This window comes from Bifidobacterium anseris (assembly GCF_002860345.1).
Classification (GTDB): domain Bacteria; phylum Actinomycetota; class Actinomycetes; order Actinomycetales; family Bifidobacteriaceae; genus Bifidobacterium; species Bifidobacterium anseris.
In genome coordinates, this window is the sequence record NZ_NMYC01000002.1 from 79,262 (window position 1) to 93,399 (window position 14,138).

Here is a 14,138-nt window from a genome sequence, read left to right on the forward strand (position 1 = left end):
CCTCTTCCGCGCAAATCCGGGGAACTCACCACTGGTGGACGGTGTAGTCCCAGTCAAAGGTCGCCTCAAGCGGTTCGGCCCAGAAGTGTCCCTCGACGCCGGTCTCCTTGTCCACATGCAGCATCCAGCCGTTCTCCGCTGGGGAATGGATCTTGAACGTGAGCGTGTACTCGCCGTCCTTGTCAAGCTTGACGTTGCCGCCGTAGTGCGGGCCGTCGGAGGCGTTCATCTCCATGAACGTGCCTTCCTGCTTGTTGTTCGGGTCGTTCTTGTCCTGGATGACATAGTCGACGGTCAGCTTCGGGATGAAGTCGCCTTCGCCGTAACCGAGCTTGTTGTCCTTGAGCGCATGGATGTCCGCCTCCAGATGGAGGTTCGATTCGGCGGCGGACAGGCCCATGCCGGCCGGTTCCATATCGATCGGCTGGAAGTAGACGGCGGCCACGTTGAGCGGGCCTACCTCCTGGTCCTCGCCGATCGGGATCTCCTCGAAGCCTGCGCCAGCATCCTCTTCCTTGCCGGTGGCCTCCTCGACTTCACCGCTCGTCGTGCCCGCGCTGTCCGCGGCCTTGCTGGCGTTGTCCGAGTTGCCGCACGCGGCGAGCGAGACGCTCATCATGGCGGCGACGAATGCGGCGAGCAGTGCGCTCAGCTTGCTGGACTTCTTCATGGATTCTCTCCTCTGATTTCTCTTGATTTCTTGATTACTCTGTTCTGGGTTGGATTGGCTACTCGGCGACCGGCAGTGCGACCGGCTGGTGCTCCGAATCGTCGAGCGACGTATGGGTGGTGTCCGGCGCGCCCGCGGACTTGCCGGCCGTGGTGTCTGCATCATCGTCAGCGATATGCCTGCGCTTGAGCCACGGCAGTACGGTGAACATGCCGATGACGAGCAGTGCGGCAATAATCTGCGCCACGACCGTCTGCAGATACGGGTAGAACCCGAGCCATTCGTTCGTCGGCAGCGATTCGATGTACGTGGTGGCAATCAGGTCGCCTTCGATTAGCGAGTGCACGCCGCCGCCCACGAACACCACGGCGAGCGCGCTCATTAGCACCGAAGTCACCATGAAGAACGCTCCGAGCGGAATGTGTACGGACGTCAGACGGATGACGGCGAACACGATGGCGAGCACGAGCGCGGCCAGACCGGCGCCGATCCACATACCACGCGCATCGGTCGTCATCGAATAAATCGATTCATAGAAGATGATCGTCTCGGCACCCTCGCGGAACACGGCGAGGAAACTCAGCAGCGCAAGCGAGAGCACAGCGCGGCGCTGGGCGGTGTCGGCGCCGAGCGTGGACTTCGCGGTGCCCACGGCCGCCTCGGTCTTCGTGCGGATGTACGTGTTCCACGAGTCGACGGAACGCTTCGAAAGCATCCAATTGCCGGACCAGACAAGCATGACGGCCGCGATGAGCGCGCAGACGCCCTCCATGATCTCCTGCTGCGGACCGGAGCCGCCGAAGAGGCTCATGAACACGGCGGCGACGCCACCGGATGCGGCAAGACCAACGATCGCGCCCACATAGACCCAGCCGACGTACTTCTTGAGTCCCGAGCGCAGCAGATACGCGATGACAGCGGCCACAACGAGCAGCGCTTCCAGGCCCTCACGGATCAGCACGAGGAACGACTGGCCGGCTGCGGACGTGACGAGCGCAGTGAAGCCGTTGATGTTGCCGGAAGCGCCGCCGTCGAGTGCGGCCGCATCCTCGGCGAGCATGCCTTTCAGCTCGTCGACGAGCGTTGCGGCACGCGCTGCATCGCCGGCGACCATGGCCTTGCGGGCCTCCTTGAACGTCGACTCCACCTTCGAGACGCGCGAGCCGCCGATTGCGTTCATCACGTTCTTCTCAAAGCCGAGCTTCTCGTAGTACTGGTAGTACGCGTTGTTGACTCCATCCGCACCTGCCTTGCCGTTGCCGGCCTCGGCCTGCTCCACGGCGTCGGTGAGCACGGCATCCATCTCATCGGCCACCTGCGTCCACGAGCGTTCGCCGCGGCCTTCGTTCACGTGTACCTTCGCCGCGTCGAGCTGCTCACGCTCCTGCTGGGTGCGCTCGGCGCGCGCAGCCGCATAGTCGCGCGGGTTGGCGAACGCGGAGTCGGCATCGAACTGCTGTGCCGCGGCGGTGAACTGCGCGGTCAGTTGCTGAACGATTTCGTTGATGCGCGCGGTATTGCCGTCAGCGTAGACGAGACGCCCGAGTTCACGCAGCTGCGCGAGCTGCTCAGTGTACGCGTCGTTTCCGGACTTATCGGCCACGATCTTCGCGAAGTTCGACGCCACGTATCCGGTGTTCATCGCCTTGCTGAAGTGCGACGCCGCGGCTGCGTGATTGCCGTCCGCGTACGACTGTTCCCCTGCCGCAAGTTCCTGATTGATGGCGTCAGTGACCGCGGCCCACGAATCGTAATCGGTGGCCTGTTGCGCAGCCGACTGCCGATCGGCCGCCGCGCTTTCCGCAATCGTGACGGCGTGCGTGGGACCATCACAGCAGTCGTGCGCCGCCGCGGCAGGCGTCACGGCGAGCGCGACGGCCACAAGCACGCCGGCCAGCGTAACGCCGAAGGATCGAAGGAAAGACATGCGTACTCTCTTGGGAAGTGTGCTGGGTGAATCAGACACTCTTCACGCTACTGTGTGAAGAATTGGAGCAACAGTCTTGTTTTTCCCGGCATGCTGTGTTATGTGCACAGCGCTGCGGCGCGTATGAGATTGGCGGAATTCCGACGTTATTCCGCAACTACTGCTCCGGGCGGCACCGAATCCGGTAGTCCATATTTCGAGACTCGCGGTCTTATGACCGCATTGTGAGATGGCGTAATCGGTCTTGTTCTGCTACCGGCAGCCATGATTCGTAGCCAGTCAATCCATGGAACAGCACAGTCAGTCAAATACAGCCGGAAAGTGCCGAGAGTGCACGAGGCGGCGCCGTGAGTCGAGCACGGCGAAGTCGAACCGCGGCACACGGGCGTCGCGCGTGAGTGTGTTCGGCTCGGCGCAGAACAATGCGGTGGCGAGCCCATCGGCCACCATCGTCGGCAGCGCTGCGAACGTGCGCATCGGCACTGCGGCCCAGCTGGCCGCCACGTCATCCACCGGCTCACCAGTGACGGCATTGAGCAGGTGATGCACCTGCCGGTCGAGCGCGTCTCGCCAATACCGGCGGCTCGGAGCGCTGGCGCAGAGCGCGCCCTCGGCAAGCTGCGCCACGCCGATCGCGCGGTCGGTATCGGCAGGGTCCTCGAGTGCGATGCGCAGTGGTTCGGGCAGCCGGTGCACGCGCAGATCACCGCCGGCGTCAATCACGAACGGTGAGTCAGCGCCGAATTCTTCCTCGAGTCGGGTGCACAGCAGATCCACGCACAGACCCTTGCCGCATGCACCGAAATCGAGTTGCACCGCGCGGTCCGTGACGAGCACGGATCCGCCGTCACGATGTACGTCGAAACCCCAGTGTGCACGGCGCAGCCCCACACCGCCGGCCGCAGACGTGCCGCCGGAATCAATCATTTCGAACGATGCCGCATATCCCAATCGCACAAGATCGGCACCCGCGCACGGGTCCACGCGGCCGGCAGTCACAGCGGCGAGCACATCGGCCCAATCGAACAGCGGCGCAGCCCACGCGGGGAACCGGAACCGGCCACCACGCTCGGCCACAGCCATGCGCGCCACCGTGGAATCGGTGCGGAACCGGGAGAGCGCGCGGTCCACGTCGTCAATCACCGCGCGCAGGCGTGCATGCAGCGCATCACCGACCGGCAGCGCCGTATGCACAAGAATGCCGCCGCCGAGCGCGTTCGGAAACGCGTCGACGTGCGGCATCACAGCGGTCATCATGGGTCACCAGTATCGCACGGGCTCACCGGCACGGCAAGAGACGACCGGCCCACCGCCAAGTCATATAACGTCCTCGTGCCGCGTCATGCATGATTGAACCCGGCTCTGCCGCCATCCGCAGCATCTACGGACACGACGGAGCATTGTTTGGTCCGTTTTTTGGTCTGAAAACGGTGCCGGAAATTAGACCGTCATGCGCAGGTAACACAGCGAACCTAGCTTGCCCTCCATACCCGCCGGATGCCGCACCACGGGCCAAAGCATCGTCCGCGTACGGCGGCCTTCCGGCAACGTTTCCGAACTGAATGGAGGGCACGATGTCCGCGAAAACCACGATTCTCGACATGAACCGCTTCGACGGCGCGAATCTGGACGCGCTCGACGCCCATAAGCGCTCGCTCATCGAGCGCCGCGCCGCACTCGGCAACGGCTACCGCCTCTTCTACCGCGATCCGATCGAGATCGTGCGCGGCTCCGGCTCGCACGTGTTCGACGAGCACGGCACCGATTACCTCGACGCCTACAACAACGTCGTCTCGGTCGGCCACTGCCATCCGCACGTCGTCGACGCGATCAGCAGGCAGGCGGCGCAGCTCAACACGCATACGCGTTATCTGCACGAGACGATCCTCGACTATTCGGAGGCGCTCCTCGCAAAGCTGCCGCCGCAGATCGACCGCATCACCTACCAGTGCACCGGCTCGGAAGCCAACGATCTGGCAATCCGCATCGCACGCAACTACACCGGCGGCCAAGGCATCATCGTGACGAACGAGGCATACCACGGCAACACCGACCTCGTCTCCGGCTTCTCCCCGTCGATCGGCATGGGACAGGAACTCTCGCCGGCCTGCGGACTGCTGCCGACGCCGGACACGCACATTCACGGCGACGAGGCGATCGGCGACTACATGGTCGCACAGCTCAAGGCACGCATCGCCCAGATGCGCGGGAACGGCATCAAGTTCGCCGGCCTGCTTGTCGACTCGATCTTCTCCTCCGACGGCATCTTCCCCGGCAAGGCCGGCTGGCTCAAGAAGGTTGCGGACGCCGTGCACGAGGAAGGCGGCCTCTACATCGCCGACGAAGTGCAGCCCGGCTTCGGTCGCACCGGCGAGGCCTTCTGGGGCTTCGCACGCCACGGCATCGTCCCCGACATCGTGACGATGGGCAAGCCGATGGCCAACGGCATCGCCTGCTCGGCGACGGCGGTGCGCCACGAGATCCTCGACGCCTTCACCGCGAAGATCCCCTATTTCAACACCTTCGCCGGCAACCCGGTCGCGATGGCCGCCGCGAAGGCGACGCTCGAAGTGATGGACGGCGAAGATCTGATGGGCAACGCGAAGCGCATCGGCTCGATGTTCGTCTCCCAACTCGAAGGACTCGCCGTCGACCATCCGGCGATCGCCGACGTGCGCGGCACCGGCCTGTACATCGGCGTCGAATTCGACGACCCGGTCACCGGCAACCCGATGAGCGTCGAAACGCTCGAGCTCATCGAGCAGATGCGCCGCCGCCATGTGCTCACGTCGAACTGCGGATCGTACGGCAACATCCTCAAGATCCGCACGCCGCTCGTCTTCAGCGCCGCCGACGTCGACCGCTACATGACGGCATTGCAGGATTCACTCGCCGCGATCGGCATCTGATACGCCGACGCGCCCCACACATCACACGAGACAGGACACACAGGAGGTCATCATGGGAAAACTAGACGGCAAGGTGGCCATCGTCACCGGCGCATCAAAAGGCATCGGCTCGGGCATCGCGCAGGTCTTCGCACAGCAGGGCGCGAAAGTCGTCCTCGCCGCGCGCGGCGACGATGTGCTCGCGTTCGCCGACGAACTGCGCGCCGCCGGCTACGAGACGACCGGCGTGCGCTGCGACGTGACCGATCCGCAGGACTGTGCGCGCCTCGTGCGCACGGCGATTGACGTCTACGGCAAAGTCGACGTCCTCGACTGCAACGCCGGCATCTGCAAACTCGGCGCGTTCCTCGACGCCGACGACACGTGGCGCGACGCGCACATCGACGTCAACATCAACGGCGTATGGAACATGTGCAAAGCCGCCATCCCGGCGATCATCGACGCCGGCGGCGGCACCGTCGTCATCACGTCGTCCGTCACCGGCGATCTCGTCGCCGACCCCGGCGAAGCCGCCTACGCGATGACGAAGGCCGCGCTCGTCGGATTGACGAAGGCGCTCGCGCGCGAGTTCGCCGAGCAACGCATCCGCGTCAACTGCATCTGCCCCGGCTACATCCGCACGCCGCTCGTCGAAGGCATGGCCGCGCAGTCCGATCCGGACGATCCGGAGCGTGCGATCGACGCGATCGCGAGCGCCGTGCCGCTCGGACGGCTCGGCACACCACAGGAATGCGGCGAGCTGTGCGCGTTCCTCGCAAGCGACGAGGCGAGCTACATCACCGGCACGCAGGTGGTCATCGACGGCGGTTCGACGCTTCCAGAGACGACGTCGATGGGACAGTGACGGCGCGCGCAGCCGCAATCAATCGTAAAGGAGTACCCATGTCTGTATTCGAGAACACCGCGATCTTCGACGACGTCGCCGACCGCGCCATCCGCGCCTACCCGCTGAGTGCGGACGCGCATGCGCGGCTGCTGCAGCTTTCGGAGAACGCCACCTATCTCGTCGAGGACGCGCAGGGCGCGCCCGAAGGCATCCTGCGCGTCGGCCGCCCCGGCTACCACACGCTCGACGAATACCGCAGCGAAATGGCGTGGCTGCGGCAGATCAACGACTACACGCCGCTCGTCGTGGCCAATCCGCTGCGCGCGACGGACGGTTCGGACATCCAGATCGTGCATGCGGACGACGGCGACGCCTACTGCTGCGTCATGTACGAGTTCCTCACCGGGCAGGCGCCCGACGAGAACAACGAGGCCGCCGCGATCCGCCAGTTCCGCGCGCTCGGCGAGACGACCGCGTATCTGCATCGGCAGACGGAGATCTGGAACGGCGCACGGCAGCTGACGCGCTGGCACTGGACCTACGAGACGATTATCGGCGAGGACGCGATCTGGGGAGACTGGCGCGCGATGCCGGGACTGACGGCGGCGAACATCGACCAGTTCACGCGCTGCTGCGAGGTCATCCGCCGCCGCCTCGAACGCTACGGCCGCAACGAGCACAACTACGGCCTGATCCATGCGGATCTGCGCGTCGCCAATCTGCTCGTCGAAGGCGAGCAGATCAAGGTGATCGATTTCGACGACTGCGGCTTCGGCTGGTATCTGCACGATCTTGCGAGCGCGTTGTCGTTCATCGAGACGAAGCCGATCGTCCCCGATCTCGTCAATGCGTGGCTCGACGGCTACCGCGAGGTCATGCCGTTCACCGACACCGACTTCATGGAGATCGACACCTTCATCATGATGCGCAGGCTGCAGCTCATGGCCTGGATCGGTTCCCATCTTGATTCCGATCCGGTCAAGGAGCTCGCCGACGGCTACATCGACGGCACGGTCGAGCTTGCCGACCGCTATCTGCGTCTGTTCGGCTGACGCGAGCGTGCGCCGACCGATTCGACTACTTCCAATCAACCAAATCAATCCATCCATATCCGTCCAATCAACCCATCCATCGACCACCTCAAGGAACCATGAGATAAGAAGCAGAGAGGAGACAGGCCATGTCTGCCACCACCAAATCCACCTCGATCGAGGCAAAGCAATCAAGAGGCCATGACGTCGACGAACGCACCGAAGGAGGCCTGAAGAAGAGCCTTCGCCTGCTGTTCGTCTACACGCTCGCCACCGGCGCGATCTTCACCTTCGTCTGTTACTGGGACGGCATCTTCCTGTCCTACTGCGGACCGGGCACATGGCTCGGCTTCCTGTTGATGACGGCGATGGTGCTGCCGATTGGCTTCGTCTATGCGGAGCTGTCGACGATGCTGCCGAGCACCGGCTCATGTCTCGTGTTCAACACAGTCGGCATGAACAAGCATGCGGGATTCTGGTCCGCGTGGCTCATCATGTGCGCATGGCTCGCCGTACCCGCCGCGGGTGTACTCGGCATCCTCGAATGGCTCAACTACCAGTTCCTCGACAACGGATTGAACGGATCCTACGCGGTCATCGTCGGCGCCGTGCTGCTGTGCCTGTGGTGCCTCGTGAGCCTGTGCAAGAACGTCGTCGCCGGCGGCCTGCAGACGGCGATGCTGTTCATCGCGATCGGCGGCCTGCTCATCACGGCCGGCATGTTCTTCTTCTCCGGCCACTGGAGCCTGTCGAACTTCTCGTCGTTCTTCGCGAACGCAAACGCCGGCGACTACGGCATCGGCCTTGGCTGGATTATCGGCTGCGCGTTCCTGATCACGCCGTACTTCGGCTTTGAAACGGTGCCGGCGATGGTTGAGGAAGGCACGTTCCCGATCAAGGACCAGAAGAAGGCGATCCTCGGCTCCGTGCTCACCTGCGGCATCATCTACGCGATCTTCTACCTCGCCGAAGCCGGCTGCATCAACTGGAACGATTACGCGTTCGACAGCGCGCCCTTCGTCACCTTCGAAACGCTCAAGCTCGTGTTCCCGGGTGCCAGCTGGATGAGCTGGTTCGTCATCGCCCTCGGCATCTTCGGCGTCGTCTTCCCGATCGGCACGTCGGTGCTCGGCTTCTGGTATTCGGCGGTGCGCATGCTCTTCGCGATGGGCCGCCAGAACTTCCTGCCAAAGGCCTTCGCGAAGTGCAACCGCTACGGCCAGCCGATCATCCCGAACCTGCTCATCCTCGCAATCAGCATCGGCTTCCTCGCGATGCAGTCGATCACCGCGTTCTTCGATCTGATGGCCTTCGCCTGCGCAATCTGCTACGCGATGAGCAGCATCTCGGCGATCCTGCTCGATGTGCGTCACCCCGAATGGGAACGCCCGTACCGCGCGCCGGGCGGCATGGCGATGAAGATCGCCTCGCTCATCATCTCGCTGACCGTCGCCGTGTTCTGCTGCATCGGCATCGGCGTGCAGACCTGGGTCGGCTTCGCCGGCTACATGGGCGTCGGTTTCGTGCTCTGGTGCACGATGCTCGCCAAATGGCGCATCAAAGGCAAGGATTCGACCGTCTGGATGCGCACTCCGGCGGGTGTGATCGAATACTGATTCGCCCCGCTCCTTCGAAGTCTCGGGCGTCGCATTCCCTCTCGCGGCGCCCGTCTTTTCATCAATGATTCATTCATCACAGTCATCGATTCATTACAGTCCCCACCCATCACACCACCCATCACAGTTCGACGGAGCAATCATGAAGGAAATCGAATTCATCATCAACGGCGAGAAACTCGAGACGCTCAAGCACGTGCTCGACCAATTCAGCAACCGCGGCATCACGATGACGTCGGCGATGGGCTACGGCCATCAGCACGGCCTCAAGCAGGTGTACACGCGCGACGAGCGGCAGGGCGTCGCGCTGCTGCCGAAGATCAGCGTGCGCACCGTCGTTCCGGACGATGAGGTCGACGGCATCATCGACGCCGTCGTCAATCGACTCTCCACCTCCAGCTTCGGCGATGGCAAGATCTTCGTGCGCGCGGTCGAGCAGGCGGTGCGCATCCGCACCGACGAACGCGGCGACGACGCGCTCTGAGAGCCCCGCCGGCGCCGTTACATCGGTCGGCTATCGTAGTCCGCGAATAACGCGCGCGGAAACGAGGACGGTATGGCAGCCGAAGGCATGACGAAGGAACCCACCGCCACCGTCGGCCGCGCGATCCACGACATCCATCTGCTCGCGAACGTCGACGAACTCGCCGTCGGCGACCATCTGCCGCCTGAGCGCGCGCTCGCCGAACGGCTGCAGGTGTCCCGTTCGACGATTCGCGCGGCGCTCGACGTCATGCGTGCGCGCGGCGAAATCAGCACGCGGCGCGGCCGCGGCGGCACCGTCATCGTCGCCGACATCGCGCATGCCGCACTCCCCTCGCGCGTCACCGTCAACGCGAAATCGACGCGCATCATCGACCGTACGTCGGCGAGCACGTCGGGACTGCCGCACATGCTCGCATCGCAGGGCATGAGCTGCGTGACGCACGTGCTCGACGCGCAGATTCAGCATTGCGACGAACGCATCTGCCAGCTGTTCCACGTCCCCACGTCGCAGCCGCTCATCCGCGTCGAACGCGTCCGCGTCGTCGACGGGACGCCGATCTCCTACGAGCAGACGTATCTCGACCCGCGCGGCTATCCGGATTTCCTCGATTTCGATTTGACGAGATCGATCTACCAACTGCTGCAGTTTAACCACGGCACTGTCATCCACGCCGTCGAGGAGACGATCGAGACGATCCCCGGCTTCGGACGTCCGGCGCGCGCGTTGCGGCTGCCGAGCGGCACGCCGCTGCTGTACGTGTGCTCATGCGCGACCGACGCGCTCGGCGCCACCGTCGTCGTCTCCGACGACATCTACCCGGCCGCGCATGTGCGCCTCACGACGTCGCGTACATTGGGCTGACGCGGCGCGGCGCCGCTCACCCGCGCTGTCCGGCGAGCGGCGCGAGGCGGTCGTACATGCGCTGCACCATGCGGTTGAGTGACTGCGGCGTGATGTCGTCGTAGTTCTCAGTCGTCGTGTATCCCGGCCCCGGCACATACCCGCCGGCGAGATACCCCGTCACGACGACCGTCGTCATGCCGGATGCGGCCGCCGACGTGCGGCCGCTCATCGAATCCTCGAAGGCGACGCAGCACGGCAACAGCACATCCGGGATGCCGAGCCGTTGCGCGGCGAGCTCGTACGGCGCCGGATCAGGCTTCTTCGGCACGTCGTCGTCGCCGCAGACGTAGCCGGCGAAGGTGTTCGGCGGCGCCTGCGCGATGAGGTTCTCGGCCAGTTCCCGCGGCGACGTCGTCACGAGCATCGACGGCACGCCGGCGTCGCGCAGCTGTTCGAGCAGCCGGCGCACGCCGGGAATCCACGGCAGTCGTTCCTTCTCCTCGTCGGTCACGTATTGGATCATGCGACGGCCGATCTCCTCGGGCGGCAGAGGACAGCCGAGTTCGGCCATCTCCTGCGCGATCTGCGGCACCGGTCGTCCGGAGCCGTCCATCGCCATCTGCTTCGTCCAGTGGCCGCCGTATTCGCGCACAAGCCGCAGTTCGCTTTCGTGCCACAACGGCTCGGAGTCGATGAGTGTGCCGTCCATGTCCCAGAACACGCCCTGCAGTGCCTCGAGCTTGGCGGCTCTGCTTTCCTGAACGCCCATGCACGCCTCTTTCCGTCGTCATCATCCATCGCCGATCGTCCCTCCCACCATACCCGCCGCCCCGGTATCACCGGGGCGGCCATCGCGGCGTGCTCACTCCACGACGGTGAAAGTCGTGAAACGCAGGTCCGCGTCACGGCTCGAATGGCCGACGAGCACCTTGAACTCCCCGGGTTCGACGATGCGCCTGGCGTCGCCGTCCACGATCGTGCACATGTCGACCGGCAGCTCGAACACGACGCGACGCGTCTCGCCCGCCTCGAGCGTCACACGCCGGAACCGCTTGAGCTCCTTGGCCGCCCAGGTGAAGGACGTGACGACGTCGCTGACGTACAGCTGCACGATCTCGGTGCCACGGCGGGACCCCGTGTTCGTCAGGTCGATCGCCACGCGCACGGTATCGCCCCTGCTGAATTCGGAGCCGTTCACGATCGCGGGCTCGCCGTATTCGAAGGTCGTATACGCCAGCCCCTCGCCGAACGCGAACGCCGGGTCCTGCGTCAGATCGGCGTACCGATCGCCGTGCTGCCCGCGGATCTGGTTGTAGAAGACCGGCAGCTGCCCCGCATGACGCGGGAACGTGATCGGCAGACGTCCGCTTGGCTCGGTCATGCCGAAGATGATCTCGGCGAGCGCGCGGCCTCCCTGCATGCCGGGGTTCGGCGCCCAGATGAAGGCGCCAAGCCCGTCGGCGGCGGACTCGTCGACGATCACGCCATTTTCCCCGATCACGCACGCCGGCAGCACCTGTGGCTTCGAGCTCATGAGCACGACGATGAGCGGCTTATGTGTTTCACGTGCAACCTCGCTCAGCCGTTCGAGCAGCAGGTTCTGGCTGCCGAGCAGCTCAAGCGTCGCCGTCGAGCAGGTCTCGCCGGTGAGCTGCACGACGTCGCCGACGACGGCGATGACCGCATCCGCACGCCGCGCCTGTTCGACGGCTTCATCGAGCAGGGCGTCGTCGACGCGCGCGGACACGGCGAGCTTCGGTCGGGGCTGCCCATCCGGATACAGCGGACCCGCCGGATCGTCGATGAGTTCGACGACGTCGGCGCCGCGCGCATAGGTCACCTCGCAGTCTTCAGGAGCGAGCTCGCGCACGCCGTCCAGCACGGTCATGATCATGTCGCGCGGCTGCCCCTGCGGCATCCACGGCACCTGTCCGGAATTGCCGGCCCAGTCGCCGAGCTGGTTCTGCGCGTCGTCAGCAAGCGGCCCCACGACGGCTATCGTGTGCAGGGAGCCATTCTCGGCGGCCAGCGGCAGCGCCGCGTTGTTACGCAGCAGGACGATTGATTCGCGGGCCAATTCGAGGTTCGCGTCCATATGATCGTCGTTGCCGACCACGGCCTCGATGCGTTCCGGATCGGGCAGGCGCGGGTCCTCAAACAAGCCGAGCTGGAACTTCAGCGTCAGCAGACGTCCGACGGCCGCATCCAACGCGTGTTCGTCGAGCAGACCGTCATGGACCGCCTCGATGGCGCCCTCATAGAACCCCGGAGTCGTCATGATCAGATCGTTGCCCGCCTTGACGGCGTCGGCGGCCGCGGTGCGGTAGTCCGGCTTGATGCGCTGCTCCCACACCGCACGTCCGACGTTGTCCCAATCGGTCACGAGCGTGCCGCCATAGCCCCAATCGCCGCGCAGTTTCGTCTGCAGCAGCCAATCGTTGAAGGTGACGGGCGTGCCGTCGATCGCCTCATAGCCGAGCATGAAGGTGGCGCAGCCCTCCTTCGCCACACGTTCGAAGGGAGGCAGGAACCAGCTGGCGAGCGCCCGGCGCGTCAGATCGGCCTCCGAGGCGTCACGGCCGCCCTGCGTGTACGAATAGCCGGCGAAATGCTTGGCGCAGGCGAGGATGGCGTCCCTGTCGAAGGCCTCGCCCGTCCGGGCGTGCTTCTGATACCCCTGCACCATCGCCGATGCGAGTTCGCCGATGAGCATCGGATCCTCGCCGAAGGTCTCGTCGATGCGGCCCCAGCGTGTGTCGCGTCCGATGCACAGCACCGGCGAGAAGGTCCAATGCACACCGGTGCAGGAGACCTCCTCGGCCGTCATCCGGGCGGCCCGCTCGACCTTCTCGGCGTCCCAGCTGCACGCCATGCCGAGCTGGGAGGGAAAGATCGTCGCGCCGGGCCAGAACGAGTAGCCATGGATGCAGTCGTCGCCGACGAGCAACGGGATGCCCAGACGCGTCTTCCCGCGCACGATGCCGTCGGCTCGCACCAGATCATCGGGGGATGTGTGCAGGATCGAGCCGACATGGCGGTCCACGATCAGGTGTTCGAGGTCGCCGGACCGCGCATCCAGCTGCATCATCTGGCCGACTTTCTCCTCAAGCGTCATACGCGAAAGCAGGTCCTGGACGCGCTCCGGGATCGTCAACGTCGCGTCGAGATAGGGGTGGGTGGTTTCAGTCATCGTCTGACTCCTTTGTTGTCGCGCCGGACGGCGCCATGCGCCGTCCGGATGTTCCATGGCGGGACGGCGGCGTCAGCGGACGCCGCGGATGAGCATGATGAACACGCATCCGAGCAGGGCGAAGGCGATCGCGATCGGGAAGGCGAAGGCGTACCCCAGGGAAAGCGTGATGGCGGACATGAGCACCGGACCGAGCATCTGCCCGAGCGTCGTGGCGAGGTTGAGGATGCCTAGGTCCTTGCCCGTCTCCGGGGAGAGTTTGGGATTCGAACGCGCCGCCTCGAGGTTGCTGTTGTATATGGCCAGACGCAGCCCCAGATCGGTAGGCATCGCGCCGTCTTCCGCGGCGCCCAGGGCCTCTCCCTCCCCCGCAAGGGCTTCGTCAAGTTCGCTTTTCGCAAGCGTCCGCACGGCGACGTCCGACCCGTCCCCGACAACCGCTTCCGCTTGCCCACGACCACTACCGCTCATGATCGCTCCTTTCGTCCTCATCGACACCTGTGCATCATCGCATCGGCACAATCTTTATATCTAACATCTGTTAGATATAAAGATTATCGTTCATAACACAGCCAAAGTCAAGTTGCGGAACGCCGGCGTGTCACGGTTGTCTTATAGCGCGATTGTCTATATCTAACA

12 protein-coding genes are annotated in these 14,138 nt (G+C 64.5%); 6 read left to right on the forward strand and 6 right to left on the reverse strand.

Annotation, left to right across the window (positions count from 1 at the left end; translation table 11 throughout):
* Positions 1-25 precede the first annotated feature (25 nt).
* From CGZ88_RS04165 to CGZ88_RS04175, 3 genes are all read right to left on the reverse strand, one after another.
* Positions 26-670, reverse strand: a complete 645-nt coding sequence (locus CGZ88_RS04165; RefSeq protein ID WP_101671168.1) for an iron transporter — start codon at positions 668-670, stop codon at positions 26-28.
* A gap of 58 nt (positions 671-728) precedes the next feature.
* Entirely contained in the window at positions 729-2,597 is a 1,869-nt protein-coding gene (locus CGZ88_RS04170) for an FTR1 family iron permease (protein WP_101671169.1), read from the reverse strand.
* 300 nt (positions 2,598-2,897) lie between these two features.
* Positions 2,898-3,854 (reverse strand): FAD:protein FMN transferase, encoded by a 957-nt coding sequence (locus tag CGZ88_RS04175; RefSeq protein WP_051198710.1) that lies wholly within the window; start codon positions 3,852-3,854, stop codon positions 2,898-2,900.
* A 317-nt stretch (positions 3,855-4,171) separates the two neighbouring features.
* Here CGZ88_RS04175 and CGZ88_RS04180 point away from each other — a divergent pair, with 317 nt between their 5' ends.
* From CGZ88_RS04180 to CGZ88_RS04205, 6 genes are all read left to right on the forward strand, one after another.
* Positions 4,172-5,506 carry an aspartate aminotransferase family protein gene (locus CGZ88_RS04180; RefSeq protein ID WP_026645505.1) on the forward strand — a complete coding sequence of 445 codons (1,335 nt, stop codon included), beginning with the start codon at positions 4,172-4,174 and terminating at the stop codon, positions 5,504-5,506.
* A gap of 52 nt (positions 5,507-5,558) precedes the next feature.
* Positions 5,559-6,350: an SDR family oxidoreductase UcpA gene (gene ucpA / locus CGZ88_RS04185; RefSeq protein WP_101671170.1), complete on the forward strand. Its 792-nt coding sequence runs from the start codon at positions 5,559-5,561 to the stop codon at positions 6,348-6,350.
* 38 nt (positions 6,351-6,388) lie between these two features.
* Positions 6,389-7,384, forward strand: coding sequence for a phosphotransferase enzyme family protein (locus CGZ88_RS04190; RefSeq protein ID WP_101671171.1), 996 nt, complete (start codon positions 6,389-6,391; stop codon positions 7,382-7,384).
* A gap of 128 nt (positions 7,385-7,512) precedes the next feature.
* Complete coding sequence (locus CGZ88_RS04195; RefSeq protein ID WP_051198712.1) at positions 7,513-8,979, forward strand: APC family permease; 1,467 nt, start codon at positions 7,513-7,515, stop codon at positions 8,977-8,979.
* A gap of 142 nt (positions 8,980-9,121) precedes the next feature.
* The gene (locus CGZ88_RS04200) at positions 9,122-9,463 is read left to right on the forward strand and encodes a P-II family nitrogen regulator (protein WP_026645509.1); all 342 of its coding nucleotides are present in this window, start codon (positions 9,122-9,124) and stop codon (positions 9,461-9,463) included.
* A 72-nt stretch (positions 9,464-9,535) separates the two neighbouring features.
* Complete coding sequence (locus CGZ88_RS04205; protein ID WP_101671172.1) at positions 9,536-10,327, forward strand: GntR family transcriptional regulator; 792 nt, start codon at positions 9,536-9,538, stop codon at positions 10,325-10,327.
* A gap of 16 nt (positions 10,328-10,343) precedes the next feature.
* On the opposite strand, the gene CGZ88_RS04210 is transcribed toward CGZ88_RS04205, so the two are convergent.
* From CGZ88_RS04210 to CGZ88_RS09245, 3 genes are all read right to left on the reverse strand, one after another.
* A complete protein-coding gene (locus CGZ88_RS04210) occupies positions 10,344-11,078 on the reverse strand; it encodes an HAD family hydrolase (RefSeq protein ID WP_101671173.1) in 735 nt (244 codons plus the stop codon).
* A gap of 93 nt (positions 11,079-11,171) precedes the next feature.
* Entirely contained in the window at positions 11,172-13,499 is a 2,328-nt protein-coding gene (locus CGZ88_RS04215) for a glycoside hydrolase family 3 N-terminal domain-containing protein (RefSeq protein WP_101671174.1), read from the reverse strand.
* Positions 13,500-13,571: 72 nt separating this feature from the next.
* Positions 13,572-13,970 (reverse strand): hypothetical protein, encoded by a 399-nt coding sequence (locus CGZ88_RS09245; RefSeq protein ID WP_207761152.1) that lies wholly within the window; start codon positions 13,968-13,970, stop codon positions 13,572-13,574.
* Between the last annotated feature and the right edge of the window lie 168 nt (positions 13,971-14,138).